A 25,922-nucleotide genomic window follows, 5' to 3' on the forward strand; every position below is an offset into this window, starting at 1 on the left:
GGTGGCGGTCATTTCGCTCCTCCTTCGGCCGGCTGGGCCTTGGCACCCGCGAGGCTGCCGAGTTCGATCGGTGGTTTCTCGCCGGGCTTGTACACGGCTTTGAATTCGTAGCTGACGGTGTCGCGCACCGCGTTGAACCAGCGCCTGCAGCCGGTGCTGTGCACCCAGCGTTCGGCGAACAGGCCCTTGGGGTTGGCGCGGTAGAAGAGGAACTTCGCCCATTCCGCGTCGCTCAACTGGTTCGGGTCCGCCGGGTAGGCGACGTGGGCCTGGCCGCCGTAGTGGTATTCGGTCTCGTCGCGCGGCCCGCACCAGGGGCATTCGATCAGAAGCATCTCGGTCTTCCTTCCTAGTGGGCCACGGCGGCGGCGCCGTGTTCGTCGATGAGGTGTCCGGTCTCAAACCGGTCCAGGGCAAATGGCGCGTTCAGCGGGTGCGGTTCGTCCGTGGCGATGGTGTGGGCGAAGGTGTAGCCGGCGCCCGGCGTTCCCTTGAACCCGCCGGTGCCCCAGCCGCAGTTCACGTAGAGCTGGTCGATCGGCGTCTTGGACACGATCGGCGAGGCGTCCATCGTGGTGTCGACGATGCCGCCCCAGGTCCGCAACACGTGGGCGCGGGCGAAGATCGGGAAGAGCTCGACGGCGGCCGCCATCTGTTCCTCGATGACGTGGAAGGCGCCGCGCTGGCCGTAGCCGTTGTAGGTGTCGATGCCCGCGCCCATGACCAGTTCGCCCTTGTGTGCCTGGGAGACGTAGACGTGGACGTGGTTGGACATGACCACCGTGGGGTGGACCGGCTCGTGCAGCTCGGAGACCAGCGCCTGCAGCGGGTGCGACTGGATGGGCAGCTCGAAGCCGGCCAGTTCGGCGAGCACCGAGCTGTGTCCCGCGCCGGCCAGGCCGACCTTGCCGGCGTTGATCCGGCCGCGGCTGGTGTCGACGCCGACCACACGGTCGCCGTCCTTGATAAATCCGGTGACCTCGCAGTTTTGGATGATGTCCACGCCCATCTCGTCGCACTTGCGGGCGAAGGCCCAGGCCACGTGGTCGTGCTTGGCGATGCCGGCGCGGGGCTGGTAGGTCGCCCCCATCACCGGGTAGCGAATGTCGTCCCCGGTGTTGATGATGGGGCACAGTTCCTTGATCTGGTCCGGGGTGATCCACTCGGCGTCCACGCCGTTGAGCTGGTTGGCGTTCACCCGGCGGATGCTCTCGCGCACGTCCTGCAGGGTGTGGGCCAGGTTCATCACGCCGCGCTGGGAGAAGAGGAAATCGTATTCGAGTTCCTCCGGCAGCTGCTCCCAGAGTTTGAGCGAGTGCTCGTAGATTCCCGCGCTCTCGTCCCAGAGGTAGTTGGAGCGGATGATCGTGGTGTTGCGGGCCATGTTGCCGCCGGCCAGCCAGCCGCGCTCCAGCACCGCGATGTTGGTCATGCCGTGGTTTTTGGCCAGGTAGTAGGCGGTGGCCAGGCCGTGGCCGCCGCCGCCGACGATCACGGCGTCGTACGAGGATTTCGGCTCCGGATTCCGCCAGAGGAAGTCCGGGTGCTCGGGCAGCAGATCGGCCATTATTCGGCTCCGTTCGGCTCGGCGTTCAGGTTGGGGTACAGCGGGAACTTCTCCGCCAGCAGGGCCACGCGGCCGCGGAGCTCGGTGAGCAGCTCCTCGTCCGGTGCACGGGTCAGCGCGGCGGCAATGATGTCTGCCACCTCGGCGAATTCGGCGGCGCCGAAGCCGCGGGTGGCCAAGGCAGGGGTGCCGATCCGCAGGCCGGAGGAAACCATCGGCGGGCGCGGATCGAACGGGACCGCGTTGCGGTTGACGGTGATGCCGATGGAGTGCAGCCGGTCCTCGGCCTGCTGGCCGTCCAGTTCCGAGTTGCGCAGGTCCACCAGGACCAGGTGCACGTCGGTGCCGCCGCTGACCAGGCTGATGCCGGCGGCCGCCACGTCGTCGGCCAGCAGCCGCTGGGCCAGCAGCCGCGAGCCCTCGAGAGTCCGCTGCTGGCGGTCCGCGAACTCGTCGGAGGCGGCAAACTTAAAGGCCACGGCTTTGGCGGCCACCACGTGTTCCAGCGGGCCGCCCTGCTGGCCGGGGAACACCGCGGAGTTGATTTTCTTGGCCAGCTCCTGCTTGGACAGGATCACGCCGCCGCGCGGGCCGCCGAGCGTCTTGTGCGTGGTGGTCGTGACGACGTCGGCGTACGGCACCGGGTTCGGGTGCAGTCCGGCGGCCACCAGGCCGGCGAAGTGCGCCATGTCCACCATCAGGTATGCGCCGACCTTGTCGGCGATGCGGCGGAACTCCGCGAAGTCCAGCTGGCGGGTGTAGGCGGACCAGCCGGCCACGATCAGCTTGGGCTTGTGCTCGACGGCGAGGCGCTCCACCTCTGCCATGTCGATCCGGTGGTCGGACTCCGAGACCCCGTAGGGCACGACGTTGTAGAGCTTGCCGGAAAAGTTGATCTTCATGCCGTGGGTCAGGTGCCCGCCGTGTGCCAGGTTCAGGCCCAGGATGGTGTCACCCGGGGTCAGCAGCGCGAACATGGTCGCGGCGTTGGCCTGGGCACCCGAGTGGGGCTGGACGTTGGCGGCTTCCGCGCCGAACAGTGCCTTGACCCGGTCGATGGCCAGCTGCTCGATCGCGTCCACGTGCTCGCAGCCGCCGTAGTAGCGCCGGCCCGGGTAGCCCTCGGCGTACTTGTTCGTCAGCACCGACCCCTGGGCCTCCATCACCGCGGTGGGGGCGAAGTTTTCCGACGCGATCATCTCCAGCGTGGACTGCTGGCGTTCCAGCTCCCGCGCAATGGCACCGGCCACCTCGGGATCGGCCGCAGCCAATCCGGTTGTCAGCGTGTTCACCATCCGACTTCTCCTTCGAAGAACGTGATCAATCACAACTAATGTGTGACTGATATATCAGAACTGATTGCAATAGTATGGGGGAGATCACACCCCGTCAAGAGGTTCCTTCCGGCATCTAAATTTCGGCCGGCAGGACCCCGACCAGGTCAGCGGACCATTAGGAGCATCATGAGCATCACCGCGGAAACCGATGCCGGGACCGAGCACCTGTCGCTGGCCGAGCAGGCCTACCGGGCGCTGCGGGACAAGCTGATCATGTTGGATATCCGCCCCGGCGCGCCCATCAATGACGGGCAGCTGGCGGCGGAACTCGGCTTCGGCCGCACCCCGGTGCGCGAGGCCCTGAAGAAACTGGAGATCGACCACCTGGTCATCTCCTATCCGCGCCGCGGGACCTTCGCGACCATCGTGGACATCACCGAGCTGGCCGCCGTGTCGGAACTGCGCCGCGTGCTGGAACCCCTGGCGGCCCGCAAGGCAGCGGAGTCGGCCGGGGAGGCCATGCGCGCAGAACTGTCGCAGCTGGCGCGGGACATCGGAAAGCTCGACGACGCCCGGCCCGCCAAACACGACCTGATGCGTTACGACCTCAGCGTGCACCGCGCCATCTATCGCGCCGCGGGCAATCCCTACCTCGAGGACACCCTGATCAGGCTGGACAACCTGGCCACCCGCATCTGGTGCCTCGTGCTGGATAAGGTGCCGTCCGTCGCCGGCCACATCACCGAGCACGTGGAACTGCTGGACTCGATTGTCGACGGCGACGCGGACCACGCTGCCGGCCTGGCCCTCGAGCACATCACCGGCTTCGAAAAGGCCATCCGCGCGGTGTTGTAGCGCGGGGAAGGGAACGTTCAGCCGCCGATTTCGGCAGGCGAGGGGTTCTTGGCCAGGCGGACCGCCAGGTTGAGCCCGGACATCTTGGGCGTGCCCCGGGGGTCTTCGCCGATGAGATCGAAAATCTTGCGCAGCCGCTTATGCAGCGTTTGGCGTTCCACGAACAGGATCCGCGCAGTCTCTGCGGAATTGCAGCCGCTCATGAGCCAGGCGTCGAGGGTGTCCAGCAGCCGCGTCCCCCGCTTCCGGTCGTAGTCCAACAGCTCGCCGAGCAGTTCCTGGGTGATTCGTCCGGCGACCGGTCCGGAGAGCTCGCGGGCCGCCAGCCGCTCCAGGACAAAGTCCTCGCAGTCGCGGATGTTGCTTTCCAGGTCGTCCGGGGGCCCCACCGCTTGGGTCAGCCTGGCCTCGACCAGGGACGAGTGGGCGTGCAACGGCGTGGCAACCGTCGGCCCGATCGCACCCGCCACCGCCAGGCCGCGGAAGTCCTCACGCAATCCGGCCAGGATTGCCCGCCGCTCCTGGCGCGTGCCGCTGATGCTGAGCTGGACCAGGGCGCACAGGCTCTCGCCGTCCAGATAGGTCCGGGCGTCGGGACACCGGTTTTTGAGGATCCTTTCGGCCACTCCGCGTACGCTGGTCAGCCCAATCCGGCGAAACACCATGACGAAGGCCGGTTGCACTGTCGAGAGGCCCGCGGCGGTGCACAACTCGTGGATGTGGGAGGCGCCGGCGCCGCTGATGACGGCCCGCATCAGGGCGGTGTGGGCAATCTGCTGTGCCGTCGGCCTGTGCTGCTGCGACACGGCGAGCGCCAGAATGCCGCCGATCCGCTCCCCCACCGTCTTCAGCAGCTCCGGGGCAACATCCCGGCGGCTTTGCAGCCGCAGGCGCGCCGACACCAGGCTGCCAACGAAAATGTCCGATTCCACATTCACGGAGGTGGGGTCGGGCGGGAAGCCGCCGGCGAACTCCAAGACGGTCCCGCTGGGGTCCAGCAGCGCCGCCTCGATCCGCAGCGACTGCGAGACAATCTCGATCAGGGGGCTCAGTGCCGGACCGGAAGAAGCCAGGTGTTCCGCCAAGCGCTGCGAGATGGAATCGGCGGTTTGCAGGGCCGTGACATGTTCAGACACGACTTTCCGATTGACTTCTTCCGCAATCTCCACGAACGGGACCACGCGCCGCAGCTCGATGAGCGGCAGCCCCACCTCTTCGGCTGCCTCCACAAGCTCGGCCGAGAGGGAGCGGCCGGAGCCTGCGGTCTGGATCGCCAAGGCCGTCACGTGCCGGGCCGCCAGGCTGCGGATGTACTCGTGTTGTGCGGCGGGCCGGAGGTTCAACAAGGCGTCCCCGCCGCTCAGCAGCAGCTCCTGGCCGCGCAGCAGCGGCGCTATTTCCAAAACTTCGCTCGAATGCACCCATCTGACCTTGCCGCCGGGAATCTGGCTTTTGCCGGCCCGGACCAACGGACTGGCGCGCTGCATCAGTTCAAGCCCAAGCACATCCGACAACATCACGACCATGGATAATCCCGCCTCTGAGCAGCCCGACCGGCGTAGGGGGGACAGTCCGTCACCCTCCGTGCACCTAAGTGGTTACGGTCCGACTATACGCTGTGAGCTGCATCACCTCCTAGTCTGGGTGAAGTCCTGCTCCGCCTCGCGTTGCAAATCGTCAGGAGACCCGCCATGAGCCAGAGATCCGCCACGAAATCCGAACAGGCCACCCAACACGTAGAAGACATCCTGCAGCCGGTTCCCGAATCGGCCCGTACCACAAAGCTGTCCGGCCAGTTCTGGATCTGGGCAGGCGCCAACGTCGCCCCGATCAACTGGATCCTGGGTGCCCTGGGCATCCACCTCGGATTGAGCCTTGCCGATACCCTCACCGTGCTCATTGCCGGCAACGTCATCGGCATGCTTGGCTTCGGCTTCTTCGTAATCCTCGGGCAGCGCACCGGAGCTACCGGCATGTTGCTGGCCCGCGGAGCGTTCGGCCGCAGGGGCGCCTACCTACCCGCAGCCATCCAGGCCGTGATCGCCATCGGATGGTCCGCCGTCAACACGTGGGTCATCCTGGACCTGATCATGGCGCTGTTCGGAATGATCGGCTGGGTTGATCCTGCGGCCACCAACTTGGGGTGGCGCATCGGCACGGCTGCCGTCATCATGTCGATTCAGGTGGCCATTTGCTACCGCGGCTACCGCGCCATTTCCCGCTTCGAGCGGATCACCATGCCGCCCACCGTCCTGGTCCTCATTGCCATGTCGATCGTGGCCTGGACGCAGCTGGACATCGACTGGAGCTACCAGGGACCCGTGGGCGAGGTTCTCACTGGCATGCCGCGGATAGCTGCCATGTCCTCGATCATGACCGCCATCGGCATTGGCTGGGGCATCGGCTGGTTCACCTACGCTCCCGACTACTCCCGCTTCGTGAGCAAGAAGATCCGGCCCGCAAAGCTCTATGTGGTCAGCGTCCTCGGGCAGTTCCTCCCGGTGGTCTGGCTCGGCGTCCTGGGCGCCAGCCTGGCGACAAAGAACGGCACGGCCGATCCCGGCCAGCTGATCGTGGAAAGCTACGGAGCGTTCGCCATTCCGGTGATCCTGCTGGTCATCCACGGACCCATCGCAACCAACATCATCAATATGTACACGTTCGGTGTCGCCACGCAGGCCCTGGACATCCAAATCTCCCGCAAGAAGCTGTCCATCGTCGTCGGCGGCCTGGCAATGGCGGCGGTCATCGGTTTCATGTTCGCGACTGACTTTGCCCACATGCTGCACAACTGGATCATCGCGATCGCAGCGTGGGTCGCGACCTGGGGCGGGATCATGGCCGTTCATTACTTCGTCTTTGAGCGCCACCATAAGAACTTCAGCTACCTCTTCCGCTCGCCGTCCGACACCCAGCTCAAGGCCTTCAACCCGGCGGCTTTCATCGCCTTCTTCGCCGGCATTTTCATGACCTGGATGTGCATGTACGGCTCGGTTCCGGTCCTCCAGGGACCCATCGCGACCGCTGTCGGAGGCATCGATTTCTCCTGGCTGGGCGGGACCATCACCTCGGCCACGGTGTACTTCCTGCTCGGATACTCCCGGTTCCGCTCTCGGATTGCCGCCGGCATTCCGCTCGGCCTGAAGCAGGACAGCTCCGACGAGGAATTCCTGAAGGACCACGGCGACTGCGAAACAGCGTTGGTCGAGGCCGACCATCCCGCAGGCTCCGTTGCCGCGCTGGCACCGGAGGCCCCGGATGCCCCGGAGGACCGCACCCCCGCACCCACGGCCTAGCCGGCGGACCGACGCATTAACATGCGTGGCCGCACCAACCTCAAAGCCACCTTTCCCGCACACAGAAACACCACGAAGGAGATCCAATGACCATCGCCCCCGCCTCCCCCTCCGCCAACAGCGTGTCCGAGCTCGAGCGCCTGAAGGTCCTGCACAACGGTGAGAAGCAGCAGCTGACCTTCTCCGATGCGGAATTCGAACGCCGCCTGGCCGGGCTGCGGCAGATTATGGCCGCCAAGGAGCTCGACGCGGTCATCCTGACCAGCTACCACGGCATCAAGTACTACTCGGACTTCCTCTACACGACGTTTGGCCGCAACTACGCCCTGGTCGTCACCGCAGACGACTCGGTCACGGTCACCGCCAACATCGACGCCGGAATGCCGTGGCGCACCAGCTACGGCGAGAACATCGTCTACACGGACTGGAAGCGAGACAACTTCTACTTCGGCCTCCAGGAAGCCCTGCGCCAGCGCGGCGTCAGCGCACGCCGCCTCGGTGTCGAGGACGATGCCCTGCCGTTGATGACCCGCCAGCGCATCCAGGCCGCCTTCGACGGCGCCGAACTGCTCGACGTCTCGCAGGACGCGATGCGTCAGCGGATGATTAAGTCGGCCGAGGAAGTCGAGGTCATCAAGCACGGTGCACGGATCGGCGACCTGGGCGGCGAGGCCATCAAGGCGGCCATCCGGGAAGGCATCAGCGAGTACGAAGTGGCACTGATCGGCACCGAGGCCATGGTTCACGAGATTGCCCGCACCTTCCCGCACCGCGAAGTCCGTGACACCTGGGTCTGGTTCCAGTCCGGCATCAACACCGACGGTGCGCACAACTGGGCCACCACCCGAAAGCTGCAGCGTGGGGACATCCTGTCCCTGAACTGCTTCCCGATGACCTCCGGTTACTACACCGCGCTGGAACGGACCCTGTTCCTGGGCGAGCCGGACGAACGCTCGCTCGAGCTGTGGAACATCAACGTAGAGGTGCACCGCCGCGGGCTGGAACTGATCAAGCCCGGCGCCGTCTGCAAGGACATCGCCGCCGAGCTGAACGAGATCTACATCGGCCACGGGCTGCTGGCGAACCGCACGTTCGGGTACGGCCACTCGTTCGGCGTCCTCTCGCATTACTACGGACGCGAGGCCGGCCTGGAACTGCGCGAGGACATCGACACCGTCCTGGAACCGGGCATGGTCGTTTCCATGGAGCCGATGATCACCGTCGCCGACGGCGAACCCGGTGCCGGCGGCTACCGCGAACACGACATCCTCGTCATCGGCGAAGACAGCGTGGAAAACATCACCAAGTTCGGTTTCGGTCCCGAGAACAACATCATCCAGGCCTGACAGACCTGCCGGGGCGGGGCCGTCCGGTCCCGCCCCGGCAGCACCATCTGCAATCCACCGCCCATCGCCAATGGGCCGCACAACGATCGTTTGGAGCAAGCATGACTGCCAGCGTGTACATGGAAGAACTCGACGCCTTTACCTATCGGGAACGCATCGCCGAAGACAACGCCGTCGTGCTGATCCCGGTCGGCTCCATTGAGCAGCACGGACCGCATATGCCGCTCAACGTGGATGTTCTCCTGTCTACGGCGTTGGCCGGTGCGACGGCGTCATCCATCGGCGGTGTTGTCGCCGCTCCCGTCGTCTACGGGTACAAGTCCCAGCAACGTTCCGGGGGCGGCAACCACCTCCCCGGCACCACCAGCCTCGACGCGGCGACGGTCATTTCCATCGCTAAAACGCTGACCTTGGAATTCGCCCGGCATGGCGCGCGGAACATCGCCTTCATCAACGGCCATTTCGAGAACTACCAGTTCCTGTACGAAGGCGTCGACCTGGCGCTCCGCGAACTGCACCAAAGCGGCGTCCAGGACGTCAAGGTAGTGCTGCTCTCCTACTGGGACTTCGTTGACGAGCGGACCATCACCGAGCTGTACCCGGACGGCTTCACCGGCTGGGACCTGGAGCACGGCGGCGTGCTGGAAACCTCGCTCATGCTGCACCTCTACCCGGAGCGCGTCCGCATGGACAAGGTCGTCGACGCTCCCCCCGCCGTCCTGCCGAACTACGATGTCCTGCCCGTCAACCCCGAACTGACACCGGCCTCCGGCTGCCTTTCCTCCGCGGCCGAGGCGACCGCCGGCAAGGGCAGAATCCTGCTCGAACGGGCATCGGCCGGCATGGCGGCAGCCCTGTCCCGCGAATTCACCCCTGCCGTGGCGCAGGCACTCGCCGCCGACCCTGAAGCCGTCGCGGCACTGTAGGACCAGCTTCGCCGTGCGGGTCCACCCCGCCCTGCCGCAATGAGATTATGGTCCTATGGCCGATCCTGAAGAGCTCGACGACGAGGCGTCGCCGGAGAACCTGAACCGCGGCGTGCAGTCTGTGGACCGCGCCATCACCGTGCTCGAGATCCTGGCCCGCCGTGGCGCCGCCGGCGTCAGCGACATCGCCGAGGAAATGGGCGTGCACAAGTCCACCGCGTCGCGGCTGCTGGCATCCCTGGACCAGCGCGGCATGGTGCAGCAGAACAGCGAGCGCGGCAAATACCAGCTCGGCTTTAGCATCCTGCGGCTCGCGAACTCGATCCCGGGGAACCTGAGCCTGGTGCGCGAGGCACGGCCCGTGCTGGAACGACTGGCGGAACAGTACAAGGAAACCGTGAACCTGGCAGTCCTGCGTTCCAACTATGCCGTCAACGTGGACCAGGCGCGGGGCACCTCCACTCTGGCGATGTCCGACTGGATCGGCAGTCTGACGCCCCTCCACGCCACGTCCAGCGGTAAGGTCCTGCTGGCGGGGCTCACCTCCGAAGACCGGCTCAAGATCGTGAAGCAAACCCGGTTGCCGGCGCAGACCGCGAACACGATCACCTCCCGGCAGAAACTGGAAAAGGAGCTGCTCCAGGTCTCCGCCCAGGGCTACGCCGTCGTCAAGGAAGAATTCGAGATCGGCCTGAATTCCATTGCTGTTCCGGTATGGGACCACCTGGGAACCGTTATCGGATCCGTCAGCATTTCGGGCCCGGCCTTCCGGTTCAAGCCCGAGCAGATTGACGGGCTGGTCGAGGACATCAAGCAGGCCGGGCAGGACATCAGCGCCCGGATGGGCTACTCCCGGGACAGCTGACCGCCGCCGGCTACCCAATGACGACGCCGGCGCCCGGCTGTCATTTGACGACGGCGGCGGCGGGCTCTCCGGCCAGTCGGGCCGTGACCCACTCGTGGAACGCGCTGATGTGGTGTTCGCTGGGAACCAGCACGCCGCCGTTGGCGTAGATCTTGGAGCCCATCGCCGGCTGGCAGCGTTCGCACGCGTCGAAGTCCTGCTGGTTCACCCGGTGAAAGAGCTCGACGGAGGCCGTGAGGTCCTTTCCGGCTTCCACCACGCCGGGCATGTACAGCCAGTCGCACTCCACCACTGTCCGGTCCGCGGCCAACGGAAACATCCGGTGGATGATCACGTGGTCCGGCACCAGGTTCAGGAAGACCGTGGGTCTGATCGTGACGGCGTAATAGCGCCGGTCTTGGTCGTCGGCGATGCCCGGAATCCGTTCCAGGCCTTCCGACCCGTCCACCGTGAAGCCCTTGACGTCCTCGCCGAATTCGGCGCCGTGGCCCACAAAATACTGCGCGGCCAGTCCATCGGCGAACTCCGGCAGCACTTCCGTCAACTCCGGATGGATGGTCGCGCAGTGATAGCACTCCATGAAGTTCTCGATAATCAGCTTCCAGTTGGCCTTCACGTCGTACGTGATCCGCCGGCCCAGGCTGAGGTTGGCGATGTCGTAGCCGTCGATCGCGCCGGCGTCGCCCAGGCGCTCTTCGATTGCCCCCACCACGTCGTCGTCGAATGACGGCGGTTCCTCCGCGAGGCACAACCACACGTAACCCAGGTATTCGCGCACCGGGACATCCACCAACCCGTACTTTTGCCGGTCGATGTCCGGCATCTTCGTGAGATTGGGCGCCGCGATGAGCTTGCCATCGAAGTCGTACGTCCAGGCGTGGTAGGGACATTGGAACGAACGTCCCGCCTCACCGCTCTCTTCCATGCAAAGTTTGACGCCGCGGTGCCGGCAGATGTTGTAGTACGCACGGACGGTGCCTTTGCGGTTGCGGGTCACGATGACCGATTCGCGGCCAACCTGCACGGTCCGATAGGCGCCGGCTTTGTCAAGGTCGGCGGACCTGACCGCACAGAACCACATCTGCTCAAAGATGCGTTCCTGCTCGGCCCGAAAGACGTCGTCGTCAACATAGGTATGGCCGGGCAGGGTGGCGATCAGGCTATCCGAAACCATTTCGGCGGTCATGCGAACTCCTTTGAACAGAACTGGCAGCGGGAGAATGGGTGCGTTGCTCAGGATGCGGCGGCGAATTCGGCTGAAAGTACGCCCAGGTGCCGTTCGGCTTCCCGGTTGAGGAATTTGCGCCACCTGGTGAACTGGCGGACCTGGTTGACACCCAGCACGGCAACGGGGTCGGCTCCGGCGTAGTAGACGGCGAGGAAGCTGTTGTCTTCGAGGCAGCCGTGTTCAATTTCAACCCGGTCGTGGCCGTGCACGTGGCCGGCAAACTGAATGCGCGAGCCGTATTGGTCGGACCAGAAATAGGGCGGATTGACCGGCGGCAGGGTCGCGGTGTCCTGCAACAGCGCTGCCACTGCAACGGCAGGTTGCTCCAAGGCCCCGGTCCAGTGCTCAACCCGCTGGTGCGCCCCTGCCCGCGGGTTCCACCAGGCCGCGCAGTCCCCGACGGCCACCACCGAGGAGACGCTGGTGCGGCCCGCCGAGTCGCAGAGCACGCCGTTGCCCAACTCTATTCCGGAGCCGAGCAGCCAGTCGGTGTTTGGTTGCCCGCCGATGCCCACCAAGACGATGTCGGCGGGAAGTTCCCGCCCGTCGTCGAGCACCACGTGACTGACGTTTCCGCCGCTGGTGCGGAAGGACCGGACAGATGTGCCGCACAGCATCTCCACCCCGCCGGCCGAGTGCAGCCCGGCGACGGCCGCACCCATCTCGACGCCCAGGGCGCCGGACAGTGGGGCAGGAGACCGCTCCACCACGGTGACGTCGAGGCCCGCGTCACGGGCGGTCGAAGCGGTCTCGGCGCCGATGAAGCCTGCCCCGATCACCACCATTTTCCGGCCGGGAAGCAGATGACCGCGGAGCGCACGGGCATCGTCCAACGTGCGGAGGGTGAAAACGTTCGCGCAGCCATCGACTTCGGGGAGTACCCGGGCGGAGGACCCGGTGGCCAGGACCAGTCCGTCCGCGGCGAGGCTCCGTCCGTCGCTGAGCGACACGGTCATCGACTCCGGGTCGAGGCCTATGGCCGTGACACCCAAAATCCATTCCGCGGCCAACTCGTCGTCCCCGTCGACTAATGCCAGGTCCGCCTCCGAGACCCGGCCCGCCAGGAAGTCCTTGGACAGCGGCGGACGGTCGTAGGGCGGATGCACTTCCGCTCCAACGACGATCAGGCGGCCGGCAAAACCTTGGTTTCGTGCCGCCCGGGCCGCAGAAAGCCCGGACAGCGAAGCTCCGATGACAACAAGGGTCTGCATGGATAGGGCCTTTCACAGCATGAGGGTCCACGTTTTCCGAACAAGCAGCGCCTGACGCAACACGACGCACTATGTGAAACAGCGTGAAGACGGATTCCGCGTGTGTCAAGGGGTAAGGACCCGCAGAAAAGAATTTCTCCAAACCCTTGACAACGGAATGTGACCCGGCACACTGTTGCCTATCGTGAACGCCGTTGTTCACGACGGAACTTGGCACGCTGTGTCGTTGCGAAAGAAGGCGCCCCCATGCATCAGGCCTGCCCCTTAAGCCAGCTAACCCCCGGCGACGCCATCCGGCTTGACACTTCGCCTCCCATCGCCGTCTTCCACACGGAAGAGGGCGAGCTCTTTGCCATTGACGACACGTGCACCCACCAGGACGCCTCGCTGGCGGACGGCTGGGTAGAGGGCTGCGAAGTCGAGTGCCCGCTGCACGCGTCGAAGTTCAATCTGCGTACCGGCGTCGTTGACGCGCCGCCGGCAAAACTCCCGGTCCGCGTCCACGGTGTCTCCGTCGTGGACGGCATCATCATGGTCCAGGAATCAGAAGAGGCCCCGAATCTCCCGCCCGGCCTGCAGGTCGACGGGTTCGTGTAGCCGGGCCTTCGTCATCCACCAAAGGAACCAGATGTCAGTGAACAACGATCTTGCAGTTGATGATGGCCCACCCGACCACGAGGTGCAGCGGGTGCTGGCCCAGGAGCCCTCCGACAGACCGGCCAATGCGCCGCCGGATCAAGCGGGCACCGAGGAGGACGCCCGGATCCTGGCCGAGCTTCGGGAGAGCGAGAACGAGCAGGCGCTGGCGGGCCGCCAGCGGACGAGCGGAGGCTTGGACAAGACAGTCTTCGCCGTGGCCGGCGCCCTCGCCGTCGCTTTCGTGGCCTGGGGTTTCCTGGCCACCGAGCATCTCGGCACCACCTCGGTCACCGTACTGAACTGGGTGATGGAGAATACCGGTTGGCTCTTCATCCTGCTGGCCTCGCTCTTCGTGGTTTTCGTGCTGTGGCTGGCGATCGGCCGGTTCGGCAACATCCCGCTGTCCAAGGACGGCGAAAAGCCGGAGTTCCGCACCATCTCCTGGATCTCCATGATGTTCGCCGCCGGCATGGGCATCGGCCTGATGTTCTACGGCGTGGCAGAACCGATGTACCACTACATCGCCCCGCCGCCCGGCACCGTGGACGGGCAGACGCCGGAGGCAATCCAGACGGCGATGGCAACCTCGCTGTTCCACTGGACGCTGCACCCGTGGGCGATGTACGCCGTCGTCGGCATCGCCATGGCCTACGGCACCTACCGGCTGGGCCGCAAACAGCTGATCTCGGCAATCTTCACCTCCCTGTTCGGCAGCAAGACGGTGGAGGGACCGGCCGGGAAGTTCATCAACATCCTGGCCATCTTCGCCACCCTCTTCGGCACGGCCGCGTCGCTCGGCCTCGGCGCCCTGCAAATCGGCAGCGGCTTGGCGTTCAACGGGTGGGTGGGCGAGCTGGCCACCGGCGTGCTCGTGGTCATCATCGCCGTGCTCACGGCCTGCTTCATCGCCTCGGCCGTCTCCGGAATCCGCCGCGGCATTCAGTGGCTGGCCAACATCAACATGGTGCTGGCCGTTCTTCTGGCGCTGATCGTGTTCCTTGCCGGCCCCACGCTGTTCATCCTGAACCTGGTGCCGGCCGCCGTCGGGGATTACGCCCGCGACCTGGCCGAGATGGCCTCCCGCACCGAAGCGGTGGGCGACGAGGCGCTGCGCAGCTGGATGTCCGGCTGGACGGTCTTCTACTGGGCCTGGTGGGTGTCCTGGACACCGTTCGTCGGCATGTTCATTGCCCGGATCAGCCGCGGCCGCACCATCCGCCAGTTCGTCACCGGCGTGCTGCTGGTGCCAAGCGTTGTGAGCGTCGCCTGGTTCGCGATCTTCGGCGGCGCCAGCTTTGGAGTGCAGGCCGCGGCAGACGCCACACCGGATACCGGCGACGGGCTGGTCGACATGGTCGACGGCGAACCGACCATCTCCTTCGACGGCGCCCTCTTCGATCTGCTGCAAAACCTGCCGTTGCCGAACATCCTGGCCGGCGCGGTGGCGATCCTGGCGATGGTTCTGGTAGGGATCTTCTTCGTCACGGGCGCCGATTCGGCCTCGCTGGTGATGGCTTCCCTCAGTTCCAACGGGGCCGAAGAGCCCTCCCGCGGCGTCGTGATCTTCTGGGGCGCGCTGACCGGCGGAGTCGCTGCGGTGATGTTGCTGGCCGGCGGGGACCAGCCGGCCGAGGCCCTGAACGGGCTCAAGAACATCACCATCGTGGTCGCGCTGCCGTTCGTCCTGGTGATGCTGCTGATGTGCATTGCGCTGGCCAAGGACCTGCGCCGTGATCCGCTGGCGCTGCGCCGCCGGTTGGCCGACTCCGTCGTGGAACGCGCCATCCGATCCGGGGTGGGCCAGCACGGCGGCAGCAGGTTCGACCTGGTCACCAAACACGAATGCGACGACACCTGTCCCGAAGGGAAGTGCCCGGCAGCTGCTCCACCGCCCGCCTAGGCCGCCCTGCGGCGGGCGGCCCGGGCAACCGGGCCACCCGCCGCACCCCAAACTCGCCGCCCCACAACGCATGGCCCCACATTCTAAACGCATGGCCCGGCATCTCTTGCCCCGCCCTGCTACCTGAAGGAGCATTACCGCATGAGCACTTCCCCGCGCATCGTCATCATCGGAGCAGGGATCGTCGGCGCCAATCTCGCGGACGAACTGGCCGCCCGCGGCCGCACGAACGTGACCGTCCTGGAGCAGGGCCCGCTGCACCTGGCCGGCGGGTCGAGTTCGCACGCACCCGGGCTGGTCTTCCAAACCAATCCGTCCAAGACCATGACCGAATTCGCCCGCTACACCGTGGGCAAAATGCGCTCGCTCACGGCAGACGGCATCTCCTGCTTCAACCAGGTGGGCGGGCTGGAGGTCGCCACCACGCCCGCCCGGTTCGAGGAGCTCAAGCGCAGGGCCGGCTTCGCCGCCTCCTGGGGCGTGGAGGCCCGGCTGCTCGATCCGGATGAATGCGAAAAGCACCATCCGCTGCTGCCGGCCGGCAACGTGCTCGGCGGCCTGCACATCCCCTCCGACGGGCTGGCCCTCGCGGCCCGCGCCGTCCGGCTGCTGATCGCCCGCGCCTCCGCCGCCGGCGTCGAGTTCCGCGGTTCCACCACCGTGACGGGCATTGAGCACGACGGCGGGCGGGTCACCGCGGTGGAGACCGACACCGGGAGGGTGCCCGCCGACGTCGTGGTCTGCTGTGCCGGGTTCTGGGGGCCGAAGATCGGCGCAATGGTCGGCATGACGGTGCCGCTGCTTCCGCTGGCGCACCAGTACGTCAAGACCTCGGCGCTGCCGGCGCTGGCCGGCCGGAACGAACTGCCCAACGGCGCCCGGCTGCCGATCCTGCGCCACCAGGACGCGGACCTGTACTTCCGCGAGCACGGCGACCGGCTGGGCATCGGTTCCTACGCGCACCGGCCCATGCCGGTGGACCTGGACGGGCTGCCGGCTGTCGCGCCGGCGGACGTCTCCGACGACCGCATGCCCTCGCGGCTGGGCTTCACGCCGGCGGACTTCGAACCGTCCTGGCGGGAAAGCCAGCGGCTGCTGCCGGCACTCCGCGGCGCGGGCATCACCGACGGCTTCAACGGCGTTTTTTCCTTCACCCCCGACGGCGCCCCGGTGATCGGGGAATCCCCGGACGTCGCCGGCTTCTACCTGGCCGAAGCCGTGTGGGTCACCCATTCGGCCGGTGTGGCCAAGGCGGTGGCAGAGCTGCTGGTGGACGGGCGGTCGCGGACGGACCTGCACGAATGCGATGTGCGCCGGTTCGAAGACGTGCAGCTGGCCCCGGAATACATCAGCGAGACGTCGCAGCAGAACTTCGTGGAGATCTACGACGTGCTGCATCCGCTGCAACCGCGAGAATCCCCGCGGAACCTGCGCACCAGCCCCTTCTTCGGCCGCCAGCAAGAGCTCGGCGCGGTCTTCCTGGAGTCCGGCGGCTGGGAGCGCCCGCACTGGTACGAGGCCAACGCGCCGCTGCTGGCGGCGCTGCCGCAGGACTGGCGGGAACCGGAGCGCGACGCCTGGGCCGCCCGCTACCACTCCCCCATCGCCGCGGCCGAAGCGTGGAAGACGCGCACCGCCGTCGCCATGTACGACATGACGCCGCTGAAGCGGGTGGAGGTGTCCGGGCCGGGCGCCCTGGCCCTGCTGCAGCGGCTGGGCACCGGGCAGCTCAACAAGAAACCCGGGGCGGTGACTTACTGCCTGTTGCTGGATTCCGGCGGCGGCATCCGCAGCGACATCACGGTGGCGCGGCTGGCGCCGGAGCGGTTCCAGGCCGGAATCAACAACAACGCCGACTACGAGTACCTGCGCGGCGAGGCGGCCGCGCAATCGCAGGCCGACCCGGCCCAGTGGGTCCGGGTCGAGGACATCACCGCCGGCACCTGCTGCATCGGGCTCTGGGGCCCCCTGGCGCGCGGCGTGATGGCCAAGGCCAGCAGCGACGACTTCAGCAACGACTCGCTCAAGTACTTCCGCACGGCCCGGGTGCGCATTGCCGGCCTCTCCGTCACCGCGATGCGGCTCTCCTATGTGGGCGAGCTGGGCTGGGAGCTGTACACCACGGCCGACCAGGGGCTCAGGCTCTGGGACGCGCTGTTCGACGCCGGGCAGGAGTACGGGATCGTCGCCGCCGGCCGGGCCGCGTTCAACAGCCTGCGGCTGGAAAAGGGCTACCGGCTCTGGGGCACCGACATGACCGCCGAGCACACGCCGGAGGAGGCGGGCCTCGGGTTCGCGGTCAAGGCGGACAAGGGCGAATTCGTCGGCGATGCCGCACTGGCCGCCGCGGGCGCGCCGGCCCGCCGGCTGCGCTGCCTGACCATCGACGACGGCCGCTCGGTCGTGCTGGGCAAGGAGCCCGTGTATGTGGACGACGTCCCGTCCGGCTACGTGACCAGCGCGGCCTTCGGCTACACGGTGGGACGGCCGGTGGCGTACGCGTGGCTCCCTGCGGACATCGGGGAGGGAGACGGCGTCGAGATCGAATACTTCGGCCGCCGCATCCCGGCCACCGTCGCCGCCGAGCCGCTGGTCGACCCCGGCATGGAACGCCTGCGCGGCTAGGCCCGCGCTGGCGGGAAGCCCGGCCGCGGTTAGGGCCGCAGCATCACCTTGATCGCGCGGCGCTCGTCCATGGCCCGGTAGGCTTCCGCGGCGTCGCCGAGGGGCATGACCGCGTCGAAGACCTTGCCGGGGTTGATCTTCCCGGCCAAGACGTCCTCGAGGAGTTCCGGAAGGTATTCGCGGGTGGGCGCGGCGCCGCCGGCGACGGCAATGTTTTTCGAGAACAGCACGCCGATGGGCAGTTCGGCGCCGCCGGCGGGAACGCCGACGAACCCGACGGAACCGCCGGGCCTGGTGCAGCGCAACGCCTGGTCCATGGACTCCGCCGTGCCCACGCACTCGAGCACGGAGTCGGCCAGCACGCCGCCGAGCAGCCCCTTGACCTTTTCGGCGGCCGCCTTCCCGCGTTCCGCCACCACATCGGTTGCCCCGAATTCGCGCGCCAGTGCCGCCCGGTCGTCGTAGCGGGACATCGCAATGATCCGCTCGGCGCCCAGCCGCCGGGCTGCCAGCACTCCGCACAGCCCGACGGCGCCGTCCCCCACGACGACGACGGTGCGCCCCGGGCCGACCTTGGCGCTGATGGCCGCGTGGTGTCCGGTCCCCATCACGTCGGAGAGCGTGAGCAGGCTCTTCGCCAGTTCCTCTCCCGGTTCGGTTACGCCGGGCACCGCAACCAGAGTGGCGTCGGCGTGGGGCACCCGCACCGCTTCGCCCTGCCCGCCGTCGACCGGCAGGCCGTGTTCGTCGCGGCCTCCCCAGCTGGCCCGGCGTTCGCAGGAGGTTTGCACGCCGTTGCGGCAGGGCGCGCACTCGCCGCAGCTGATGGCCCACGGGGCAATGACGAAGTCGCCGGCGGACAGCGCCTGCACCGCGTCGCCGGTGGCCTCGACCACGCCGATGAGTTCGTGGCCGATGGGATGCGGCCTGCCCGGCTCGCGGATGCCGCGGTAGGGCCACAGATCGGAGCCGCAGACGCAGGTGGCGCTCACGCGCACGATCGCGTCGGTGGGGGCAAGGATTTCCGGGTCGGGTCGTTCCTCGACCCGGATGTCGCCCGGTCCGTGGATGATGGCAGCGCGCATTAAGCCTCCTGTGCAGTGGTGGTGCTTTCCAGCCTAACCGCGTCGCCGCGGCGGCCGGGAACGGGCGAAGCCCGCCACCTTGTGCAGGTGGCGGGCCTCGATGCCGTAGGCGGAGGGCCTAGAGGCTGGACGGTGCCTCGTGGTCCGGGTAGACCTCGCGCAGCAGGTGCGCGGTCTCGGACGGGGTCTTGCCGACCTTCACGCCCGCGGCCTCGAGGGCCTCCTTCTTGGCCTGGGCCGTGCCGGAGGAGCCGGAGACGATGGCGCCGGCGTGGCCCATGGTCTTGCCCTCGGGCGCGGTGAAGCCGGCCACGTAGCCGACGACCGGCTTGGTGACGTTGGCCTTGATGTACTCGGCGGCGCGCTCCTCGGCGTCGCCGCCGATTTCGCCGATCATCACGATCGCCTTGGTTTCCGGATCGGCCTCGAACGCGGCCAGGGCGTCGATGTGGGTGGTGCCGATGACCGGGTCGCCGCCGATGCCAATGGCGGTGGAGAAGCCGAGGTCGCGCAGTTCGTACATCATCTGGTAGGTCAGCGTGCCGGACTTGGAGACCAGGCCCACGCCGCCCTTGCCGGTGATGTTCGCCGGGGTGATGCCCACCAGCGACTCGCCGGGCGTGATGATGCCCGGGCAGTTCGGGCCGATGATGCGGGTGATCTGGTTGCCGTCGGAGTCCTTCTTGGACTGTGCCAGCGCCCAGAACTCGGCGGAGTCCTGCACCGGCACGCCCTCGGTGATCACCACGACGAGGCCGATTTCGGCCTCGATGGCCTCGACCACGGCGTCCTTGGTGAAGGCCGGCGGGACGAAGACGATGGAGACGTCGGCGCCGGTCTCGGTGACGGCTTCCTTGACGGTGCCGAAGACCGGCAGGGTCTTCTCGCCGTGGGTGACGGTGGTGCCGGCCTTGCGCGCGTTCACGCCGCCAACGATGTTGGTGCCGGCGTGCAGCATGCGCGCCGTGTGCTTGGAGCCTTCGCCACCGGTGATGCCCTGGACGATGACCTTCGAGTCCTTGTTGATGAAGATAGACATGTTTTAGTTCCTCGGTCCTTAGGCGTTGGCCAGCTCGGCGGCCTTGTCGGCGCCCTGGTCCATGGTCAGGGCCAGGGTGACCAGCGGGTGGTTGGCGTTGAGCAGGATCTGCCGGCCTTCGTCGACATTGTTGCCGTCGAGGCGGACAACCAGCGGCTTGCTGGCCTTCTCGCCCAGGATTTCCAGGGCCTTGACGATGCCGTTTGCCACGGCATCGCAGGCGGTGATGCCGCCGAAGACGTTCACGAACACGCTCTTGACCTGCTCGTCGTTGAGGATGACGTCCAGGCCGGCGGCCATGACCTCGGCCGAGGCGCCGCCGCCGATGTCCAGGAAGTTGGCGGGCTTGACGTTGCCGTGCTTCTCGCCGGCGTAGGCGACGACATCCAGGGTGGACATGACCAGGCCCGCGCCGTTGCCGATGATGCCGACCTGTCCGTCGAGCTTGACGTAGTTCAGGTCCAGTTCCTTGGCCTTGGCCTCGAGCGGATCCGCGGCGTCCTTGTCCTCGAGCTCCTCGTGGCCGGGCTGACGGAAGGAGGCGTTCTCGTCCAGCGAGACCTTGCCGTCCAGGGCGACGATGTCGCCGGCGCCGGTCTTGACCAGCGGGTTGACCTCCACCAGGGTGGCGTCTTCCTTGATGAACACGTCCCAGAGCTTGACGATGACCTCGGCGACCTTGGGGCGAAGGTCTTCGGCGAAGCCGGCCTCGGCAACGATTTCGTCGGCCTTGGCCTGGTCGATGCCCACCGCCGGGTCGATGGCAACCTTGGCCAGGGCGTCCGGGCGCTCCACGGCCAGCTGCTCGATCTCCATGCCGCCCTCCACCGAGCACATGGCCAGGTAGTTGCGGTTGGCGCGGTCCAGCAGCACGGAGAAGTAGTACTCCTCGGCGATGTCGGCGCCCTGCGCGATCATGACCTTCTTGACCGTGTGGCCCTTGATGTCCATGCCGAGGATGTTGGAGGCGTATTCGTATGCCTCGTCCGGGGTCTTGGCGACCTTGACGCCACCGGCCTTGCCGCGGCCTCCGACCTTCACCTGAGCCTTGACGACAACTACGCCGCCAATTTTCTCAGCAGCTGCCTTGGCTTCTTCTGGGGTGTACGCAACGATTCCAGCCAGCACGGGTACTCCGTGTGCCTCGAAGAGATCGCGCGCCTGGTATTCATACAGGTCCACGGGTTGTGTCCTTCTACGTCGAAGTCGTTTCTGACTCGGAGCGGCGTCCGCGGTTGGCCGTGGCGGTGACCACGGACGGTGAGCGGATGCCTGCAGTGCTCCATGGGGAACTCTAGCCCCTTTGGCCTCGGGCGCCGGTCCCAGAGTACCGCTTTAGTGGCCAAGGGCACACTTCTACGACTTGTAGAAGTGTCCGGGTTTGAGGTATCGGCGCCGTGAACCTAATTCTTGCCGCCGGCTCCCGTCTGATCCACGACGGCGGTGTTCCCGCCTTGGTCGGCCTCCCCACCCTGCGCGGCAGCGTCCCCGTCCTGCGCGGTGGTTCCCCCGCCCTGCGCTGCGGCTGCTGCCGGTGCACTGCCCCTGATCACGGTCTGGTTCAGCAGCGGAATGCGCAGGCCTTCCTCGGCCAACGCTTCCTTAAGGCGGGCCCGCATCTTGCGCGCGATTGCCCACTGTTCCAACGGCTTCGTGCGGATGGCCAAACGGATCACCACGGATTCGCCGGTCAGTGCCTCCACACCCCAGACCTCCGGATCGTCCAAAATCAGCCTGCGGTTGTCCTCGTCCATGCGCAGCTCCATGGCGGTCTTGAGGATCAACTCGGAGACCTTCTCCACATCGGAGTCGTACGGCACCGGGATGTCCAGCACTGCCCGCGCCCAGCCCTGCGAGGAGTTACCCACCCGCAGGATCTCCCCGTTGCGAACGTGCCACAGCGTGCCGTCCACGGCGCGCACCTGCGTGACCCGCAGACCGACCGACTCCACGGTGCCGGATGCCTCGCCCAAGTCGACCACGTCACCGATGCCGTACTGGTCTTCGGCCACCATGAACAGCCCGGACAGGTAGTCCTTGACCAGGGTCTGGGCGCCAAAACCAATGGCGACGCCGGCAATACCGGCACTGGCCAGTACCGGGCCAAGATTGAATTCCAGCTCCGTGAGCACCATCAACGCGGTGACGCTGGCCAGCACGATGGTGGTGATCGAACGCAGCACCGATCCGATTGTCTTCGAGCGCTGGGCCCGGCGAACCGCGGCGATCGGCGAGTCCTGAATCAGCCAGTAGCGCGGGTCCTTCGTGTTCTTGGGCGCTGCCGGGTCGAATTTGTCCAGCTTGGCGGTCTCGCCGTCGGCGATCTTTCCGGTGACGCGTTTGATCACCATCCGCAGCACAATGTTCAGCAGGAATCCACCCAGCAGGATCAGCGAAACGCGCAGCGGCTTGTCAAGCCAGAAATCGGGGGTTGCCAGCCGTTCCAAAGTCCTGATGTCCACGTGGTCCATGGATAAGAACGGTAAGCGCCCCGTCATGCCGCTGCCAAATGCGCCGTCGCAAACGTGGCGCATCTCCCAGCGGGGTCAGCCCATCTTGGTCAGCGGCGCATAGCGCAGCAGCAGCCGCTTCTCGCCGGCGTCGAATTTGACCTTGGCCACCGTCTTGTCGCCGGCTCCTTCGAGGCCCAGGACGGTCCCGTTGCCGAAGCTCGCGTGGTTGACCTTGTCGCCGATGGACAGCGCGATGACTTCCTTCTGCGGCTGCACCCGTCCAGCCCGGGTCTTGGCGCTCGTGATCGACGGCGCCGATCCGCGCATGTTGCTGATGTCCTGGCTGCCCGAGGTCCCGGCACCCCAGTGCGATCCCGAGTAGCGGCTGGACCCGAAGCTGCCTGCGGAGGCAAAGGTCGGGCGGGCCGTGCCTTCGCGTTTCCAGTCGATGAGTTCGGCCGGCACCTCTTCGATGAACTGGCTGGCCGGATTGAACTGGCTCTGGCCCCACATGCTGCGGGACTCGGACCGGGTCAGGTACAGCCGCTGGCGGGCGCGGGTCAGGCCCACGTAGGCCAGCCGGCGCTCTTCGGCCAGCTCCGTCGGGTCGGTCATGGAGCGCTGGTGCGGGAAGATTCCGTGTTCCATGCCGGTGAGGAAGACCACCGGAAACTCCAGTCCCTTGGCGGTATGCAGCGTCATCAGCGTCACCACGCCCTGGTCCTGGGCCAGCCGTGCCGCCTCGCTATCCGGGGCGTCGGGCACCTGGTCCGCGTCGGCCACCAGCGCCACCTGTTCCAGGAATTCGGACAGCGACCCTTCCGGGCTGTCCCGTTCGTATTCGCGCACCACGGCCACGAGTTCGGCCAGGTTTTCCACGCGGGATTCATCCTGCGGGTCGCTGCTCTGGCGCAGCATCGCCAGGTAGCCGGTCTGCTCCAGCACGGCCTCCAGCGCGGCCGCCGCACCGGACCCGGCGGCCACCTCGGCCAGGTCGTCGATGAGCTTCACAAAGCCGGCGACCGCGTTCACCGACCGGGTGGCCATGCCGGGCGCCTCCTCCGCCCGGCGCAGCGCGTCCATGAACGAGATCCGGTCCCGTTCCGCGAGCGCCGCGACGGCGTACTCGGCCCGGTCGCCGATCCCGCGCTTCGGTTCGTTGAGGATGCGGCGCAGGTTGACGACGTCGTCCGGGTTGGCCAGGACCCGCAGGTAGGCCAGCGCGTCCTTGATCTCCTTGCGTTCGTAGAAGCGGGTGCCGCCGACTACCTTGTAGGGCAGCCCCACCCGGACCAACAAGTCTTCGATGGACCGGGACTGGGCGTTGGTCCGGTAGAAAATGGCGATGTCGCCCGGGCGGATCCCCTCGGAGTCCTGCAGCCGGTCGATCTCCCCGGTGATGAAGCGGGCCTCGTCGTGCTCGTTCTCGCCCACGTAGCCGATGATCTTCTCGCCGTCGCCCTCGGCGGTCCAGAGCCGCTTGGCCGGGCGGTCGGGGTTCCGGGAGATCACCGAGTTGGCCGCGGTGAGGATGGTCTGGGTCGACCGGTAGTTCTGTTCCAGCAGGATGGTGCGCGCGCTGGCGTAGTCCTTCTCGAAATCGACGATGTTGCGCACGTCGGCCCCGCGGAAGGCGTAGATGGACTGGTCCGAGTCGCCCACCACCGTCAGTTCGCCGGCCGGCACCGACCCGTCCTCGGACTCCCGGGTCAGCTCGCGCACCAGCCGGTACTGGGCATGGTTGGTGTCCTGGTATTCGTCCACCAGCACGTGGCGGAACCGCCGGCGGTACGAGTCCGCAATCGCCGGGAACGCCTGGAAAATGAAGACAACCTGCGCGATCAGGTCGTCGAAGTCCATGGCGTTGGCCTGGCGCATACGCTGGGTGTACCCGGTGTAGACGGAGGCCACCGCCTGCTCGAACGGGTCCGAATAGTTGGCGGTGGAGGCGAAGGACTCGTCGTCGATCAGTTCATTCTTCAGCGCCGAGATCTTGTGCTGGATGGACTTGGGCGGGAAGCGCTTCGGGTCCAGGTCCAGCCCCTTGGCCACCTGGCTGACCATCCGCAGCGTGTCCGCCGAGTCGTAGATGGAAAAGTTGGAGTTCAACCCCACGTGCTTGGCCTCGCGGCGCAGGATCTTCACGCAGGATGAGTGGAACGTGGAAATCCACATCCGCTTGGCCGAGTCCCCCACCAGCGACTCGATCCTCTCCCGCATCTCCGCGGCGGCCTTGTTCGTGAAGGTGATGGCGAGGATCTCTCCCGGCCGTGCGCGGCGGGTGGCGAGCAGGTACGCGATGCGGTGGCTGAGCACCCGGGTCTTGCCGGATCCGGCACCGGCGACGATCAGCAGCGGGGAGCCGGCATGCTTGACCGCCTCTTCCTGCTGCGGGTTCAGCCCCGAGAGCAGCTCTTCGGCGCCGGGCAGATGCGGAGCGGGCGGAGAGGCAACATGCGGGTCGAACGCCGGGTCGGTGAGGAAATCCATGGTCCCCTAAGTCTATTAGCCACCACCGACACTGCGGGACGCCGGCGGCGACTTCCGCCAACGGCCGACGCAGAGCGCCCCGGCATAATGGTTGTATGTCCAAAACCCCAGCACAGCGCGCGAAGAAACACGGTGCGGCGGCGGCCCCAGCCCCCGGCAGCAGCGCCGCCGCGAGGCCTGCCGTTCCCGGCAACACCCGGTCGCCCCAGCGCGCTGCCGGCAACGCGAACCTGATCGTCATCGCCGGGGCCGCGGCCTCGGCCTTCCTGTTCGGCTACTCGTTCCTGCTGGTGATGCCGCAGTTCTCCCAGCTGACCGGGGGGCTGGCCATGCCGGACACGCTCATCGGCGGATACTCCACCGAGTACGTCCAGCAGGTGCGCACCGCGTTCGGCGAAGACGGTGCCGGGCAATACAACTACTGGCACAAGACAGCCGACACCATCTTCCCGCTGATGTTCGGCTTCACGTGGCTGATCCTGCTGGGGCAGCAAATCCGCCGCCCCGGCTGGCGCTGGCTCGCCTGGTCCGTCGTCGTGCTTTACGTGGCAGCGGATCTGGGGGAAAACCTCGCCGTCGACGCCATGCTGGCCTCGGACCCGGTCGGCGACGCGTCACTGGCGAGCTTCCTCACTGTCGCCAAGTCCGTCCTGTTCGGGCTGAGCCTGGTCGCCGCCGTCGTCGCGGTCTTCACGCGTAAACCCCGGCCTGCCGGAGGCCCGGCCGCCGCACCGGCGGGCGGCGCCGTTTAAGCTAAGCTTTTGGCGTTGCCCCCGTAGCTCAGGGGATAGAGCACCGCTCTCCTAAAGCGGGTGTCGGCAGTTCGAATCTGCCCGGGGGCACTTCACCGCCGGCCTTGTCGGCGAAATGCGGCGGCCGCGCCCGGCCCGTTAACCAGGGCAGCCGACCGCCGCCTGTGCAACCCCCCACGGAAGCACAGACGGTAGCCGGCTGTAGTGCCTTCCACCAAAGCGGCCAGGAATTCCCGTCAGCTGGGACCGCTGGTTCCGGTTCTTCCCGTTCGCCGGAGCCAGCAGTATCTTCCCGCCGCCTGTTGGCCGACGGCCGAGCCGTTCCCCTGAAGCACGTGAGCCGCTGAAGGGACCGTTCATTTTCCCGC

The 25,922-nt window shown here is 66.8% G+C and carries 20 protein-coding genes and 1 tRNA gene; 10 read left to right on the forward strand and 11 right to left on the reverse strand.

All coding sequences use genetic code 11. From position 1 onward, the window contains the following. Positions 1–8 precede the first annotated feature (8 nt). Genes AC5RWG_RS16165 through glyA form a run of 3 tightly spaced genes read right to left on the reverse strand, consistent with a single transcriptional unit; the run spans position 9 to position 2,859 of the window. A complete protein-coding gene (locus tag AC5RWG_RS16165; protein ID WP_494001737.1) occupies positions 9–335 on the reverse strand; it encodes a sarcosine oxidase subunit delta in 327 nt (108 codons plus the stop codon). Positions 336–349: 14 nt separating this feature from the next. Further along, on the reverse strand, positions 350–1,567 hold the full coding sequence (locus tag AC5RWG_RS16170; RefSeq protein ID WP_494014654.1) for a sarcosine oxidase subunit beta family protein: 1,218 nt from the start codon (positions 1,565–1,567) through the stop codon (positions 350–352). Continuing rightward, the gene (gene glyA, locus AC5RWG_RS16175; protein ID WP_494167372.1) at positions 1,567–2,859 is read right to left on the reverse strand and encodes a serine hydroxymethyltransferase; all 1,293 of its coding nucleotides are present in this window, start codon (positions 2,857–2,859) and stop codon (positions 1,567–1,569) included. The genes AC5RWG_RS16170 and glyA overlap by 1 nt, the downstream gene beginning before the upstream one ends. Before the next feature lie 171 nt (positions 2,860–3,030). Between glyA and AC5RWG_RS16180 the strand changes: the two genes are divergently transcribed. After that, positions 3,031–3,699: a GntR family transcriptional regulator gene (locus tag AC5RWG_RS16180; RefSeq protein WP_494001740.1), complete on the forward strand. Its 669-nt coding sequence runs from the start codon at positions 3,031–3,033 to the stop codon at positions 3,697–3,699. Positions 3,700–3,716: 17 nt separating this feature from the next. On the opposite strand, the gene AC5RWG_RS16185 is transcribed toward AC5RWG_RS16180, so the two are convergent. Continuing rightward, positions 3,717–5,225 carry a PucR family transcriptional regulator gene (locus tag AC5RWG_RS16185; RefSeq protein WP_494167373.1) on the reverse strand — a complete coding sequence of 503 codons (1,509 nt, stop codon included), beginning with the start codon at positions 5,223–5,225 and terminating at the stop codon, positions 3,717–3,719. A gap of 165 nt (positions 5,226–5,390) precedes the next feature. Here AC5RWG_RS16185 and AC5RWG_RS16190 point away from each other — a divergent pair, with 165 nt between their 5' ends. The 4 genes from AC5RWG_RS16190 to AC5RWG_RS16205 all read left to right on the forward strand — a co-directional run bounded on the left by AC5RWG_RS16190 (position 5,391) and on the right by AC5RWG_RS16205 (position 10,132). After that, a complete protein-coding gene (locus AC5RWG_RS16190; protein WP_494001742.1) occupies positions 5,391–6,995 on the forward strand; it encodes a purine-cytosine permease family protein in 1,605 nt (534 codons plus the stop codon). A gap of 86 nt (positions 6,996–7,081) precedes the next feature. Further along, on the forward strand, positions 7,082–8,341 hold the full coding sequence (locus AC5RWG_RS16195; RefSeq protein ID WP_494167374.1) for a M24 family metallopeptidase: 1,260 nt from the start codon (positions 7,082–7,084) through the stop codon (positions 8,339–8,341). 101 nt (positions 8,342–8,442) lie between these two features. Further along, positions 8,443–9,267: a creatininase gene (locus tag AC5RWG_RS16200; protein WP_494100868.1), complete on the forward strand. Its 825-nt coding sequence runs from the start codon at positions 8,443–8,445 to the stop codon at positions 9,265–9,267. 55 nt (positions 9,268–9,322) lie between these two features. Beyond that, positions 9,323–10,132 carry an IclR family transcriptional regulator gene (locus tag AC5RWG_RS16205; RefSeq protein ID WP_494001745.1) on the forward strand — a complete coding sequence of 270 codons (810 nt, stop codon included), beginning with the start codon at positions 9,323–9,325 and terminating at the stop codon, positions 10,130–10,132. A gap of 40 nt (positions 10,133–10,172) precedes the next feature. Here the strand turns inward: AC5RWG_RS16205 and AC5RWG_RS16210 are convergent, their stop codons facing one another. Beyond that, positions 10,173–11,318: an aromatic ring-hydroxylating oxygenase subunit alpha gene (locus AC5RWG_RS16210; protein WP_494167375.1), complete on the reverse strand. Its 1,146-nt coding sequence runs from the start codon at positions 11,316–11,318 to the stop codon at positions 10,173–10,175. 47 nt (positions 11,319–11,365) lie between these two features. Next, positions 11,366–12,571, reverse strand: a complete 1,206-nt coding sequence (locus AC5RWG_RS16215) for an NAD(P)/FAD-dependent oxidoreductase (protein ID WP_494050303.1) — start codon at positions 12,569–12,571, stop codon at positions 11,366–11,368. Between the two features lie 246 nt (positions 12,572–12,817). Here AC5RWG_RS16215 and AC5RWG_RS16220 point away from each other — a divergent pair, with 246 nt between their 5' ends. The 3 genes from AC5RWG_RS16220 (at position 12,818) to AC5RWG_RS16230 (ending at position 17,735) form a co-directional block, all read left to right on the forward strand. Beyond that, a complete protein-coding gene (locus AC5RWG_RS16220) occupies positions 12,818–13,168 on the forward strand; it encodes a bifunctional 3-phenylpropionate/cinnamic acid dioxygenase ferredoxin subunit (protein ID WP_494001748.1) in 351 nt (116 codons plus the stop codon). Positions 13,169–13,199: 31 nt separating this feature from the next. Further along, positions 13,200–15,110, forward strand: a complete 1,911-nt coding sequence (locus tag AC5RWG_RS16225) for a BCCT family transporter (RefSeq protein WP_494014662.1) — start codon at positions 13,200–13,202, stop codon at positions 15,108–15,110. A gap of 141 nt (positions 15,111–15,251) precedes the next feature. Next, a complete protein-coding gene (locus AC5RWG_RS16230; protein ID WP_494167376.1) occupies positions 15,252–17,735 on the forward strand; it encodes a GcvT family protein in 2,484 nt (827 codons plus the stop codon). A 29-nt stretch (positions 17,736–17,764) separates the two neighbouring features. On the opposite strand, the gene AC5RWG_RS16235 is transcribed toward AC5RWG_RS16230, so the two are convergent. From AC5RWG_RS16235 to pcrA, 5 genes are all read right to left on the reverse strand, one after another. Continuing rightward, complete coding sequence (locus tag AC5RWG_RS16235; protein WP_494167377.1) at positions 17,765–18,820, reverse strand: zinc-dependent alcohol dehydrogenase family protein; 1,056 nt, start codon at positions 18,818–18,820, stop codon at positions 17,765–17,767. A 118-nt stretch (positions 18,821–18,938) separates the two neighbouring features. Next, positions 18,939–19,859, reverse strand: a complete 921-nt coding sequence (sucD, locus tag AC5RWG_RS16240; protein ID WP_494001752.1) for a succinate--CoA ligase subunit alpha — start codon at positions 19,857–19,859, stop codon at positions 18,939–18,941. Positions 19,860–19,877: 18 nt separating this feature from the next. Next, positions 19,878–21,041 carry an ADP-forming succinate--CoA ligase subunit beta gene (sucC, locus tag AC5RWG_RS16245; RefSeq protein WP_494001753.1) on the reverse strand — a complete coding sequence of 388 codons (1,164 nt, stop codon included), beginning with the start codon at positions 21,039–21,041 and terminating at the stop codon, positions 19,878–19,880. Between the two features lie 221 nt (positions 21,042–21,262). Next, on the reverse strand, positions 21,263–22,330 hold the full coding sequence (locus AC5RWG_RS16250) for a mechanosensitive ion channel family protein (protein ID WP_494167378.1): 1,068 nt from the start codon (positions 22,328–22,330) through the stop codon (positions 21,263–21,265). Positions 22,331–22,405: 75 nt separating this feature from the next. Continuing rightward, positions 22,406–24,802, reverse strand: coding sequence for a DNA helicase PcrA (pcrA, locus tag AC5RWG_RS16255; RefSeq protein WP_494167379.1), 2,397 nt, complete (start codon positions 24,800–24,802; stop codon positions 22,406–22,408). A 95-nt stretch (positions 24,803–24,897) separates the two neighbouring features. Here pcrA and AC5RWG_RS16260 point away from each other — a divergent pair, with 95 nt between their 5' ends. Together AC5RWG_RS16260 and AC5RWG_RS16265 are read left to right on the forward strand one after the other, a co-directional pair. Then, entirely contained in the window at positions 24,898–25,554 is a 657-nt protein-coding gene (locus AC5RWG_RS16260; RefSeq protein WP_494167380.1) for a hypothetical protein, read from the forward strand. Between the two features lie 17 nt (positions 25,555–25,571). Beyond that, a tRNA-Arg gene (locus tag AC5RWG_RS16265) sits at positions 25,572–25,644 on the forward strand. Positions 25,645–25,922: the final 278 nt, after the last annotated feature.

It is taken from the genome of Arthrobacter sp. Y3221160, assembly GCF_059092585.1.

What these genes read in the sequence shown, in the direction of transcription:
- AC5RWG_RS16180 (WP_494001740.1), top strand. Translation starts at nt 3,031, where the DNA reads ATGAGCATCACCGCGGAAACCGATGCCGGGACCGAGCACCTGTCGCTG.
- pcrA (WP_494167379.1), bottom strand. Translation starts at nt 24,802, where the DNA reads ATGGATTTCCTCACCGACCCGGCGTTCGACCCGCATGTTGCCTCTCCG.
- AC5RWG_RS16170 (WP_494014654.1), bottom strand. Translation starts at nt 1,567, where the DNA reads ATGGCCGATCTGCTGCCCGAGCACCCGGACTTCCTCTGGCGGAATCCG.
- AC5RWG_RS16225 (WP_494014662.1), top strand. Translation starts at nt 13,200, where the DNA reads ATGTCAGTGAACAACGATCTTGCAGTTGATGATGGCCCACCCGACCAC.
- AC5RWG_RS16235 (WP_494167377.1), bottom strand. Translation starts at nt 18,820, where the DNA reads ATGCGCGCTGCCATCATCCACGGACCGGGCGACATCCGGGTCGAGGAA.
- AC5RWG_RS16215 (WP_494050303.1), bottom strand. Translation starts at nt 12,571, where the DNA reads ATGCAGACCCTTGTTGTCATCGGAGCTTCGCTGTCCGGGCTTTCTGCG.
- AC5RWG_RS16220 (WP_494001748.1), top strand. Translation starts at nt 12,818, where the DNA reads ATGCATCAGGCCTGCCCCTTAAGCCAGCTAACCCCCGGCGACGCCATC.
- AC5RWG_RS16195 (WP_494167374.1), top strand. Translation starts at nt 7,082, where the DNA reads ATGACCATCGCCCCCGCCTCCCCCTCCGCCAACAGCGTGTCCGAGCTC.
- AC5RWG_RS16190 (WP_494001742.1), top strand. Translation starts at nt 5,391, where the DNA reads ATGAGCCAGAGATCCGCCACGAAATCCGAACAGGCCACCCAACACGTA.
- AC5RWG_RS16230 (WP_494167376.1), top strand. Translation starts at nt 15,252, where the DNA reads ATGAGCACTTCCCCGCGCATCGTCATCATCGGAGCAGGGATCGTCGGC.
- sucD (WP_494001752.1), bottom strand. Translation starts at nt 19,859, where the DNA reads ATGTCTATCTTCATCAACAAGGACTCGAAGGTCATCGTCCAGGGCATC.
- AC5RWG_RS16200 (WP_494100868.1), top strand. Translation starts at nt 8,443, where the DNA reads ATGACTGCCAGCGTGTACATGGAAGAACTCGACGCCTTTACCTATCGG.
- AC5RWG_RS16210 (WP_494167375.1), bottom strand. Translation starts at nt 11,318, where the DNA reads ATGACCGCCGAAATGGTTTCGGATAGCCTGATCGCCACCCTGCCCGGC.
- AC5RWG_RS16260 (WP_494167380.1), top strand. Translation starts at nt 24,898, where the DNA reads ATGTCCAAAACCCCAGCACAGCGCGCGAAGAAACACGGTGCGGCGGCG.
- AC5RWG_RS16250 (WP_494167378.1), bottom strand. Translation starts at nt 22,330, where the DNA reads ATGGACCACGTGGACATCAGGACTTTGGAACGGCTGGCAACCCCCGAT.
- AC5RWG_RS16205 (WP_494001745.1), top strand. Translation starts at nt 9,323, where the DNA reads ATGGCCGATCCTGAAGAGCTCGACGACGAGGCGTCGCCGGAGAACCTG.
- AC5RWG_RS16165 (WP_494001737.1), bottom strand. Translation starts at nt 335, where the DNA reads ATGCTTCTGATCGAATGCCCCTGGTGCGGGCCGCGCGACGAGACCGAA.
- AC5RWG_RS16185 (WP_494167373.1), bottom strand. Translation starts at nt 5,225, where the DNA reads ATGGTCGTGATGTTGTCGGATGTGCTTGGGCTTGAACTGATGCAGCGC.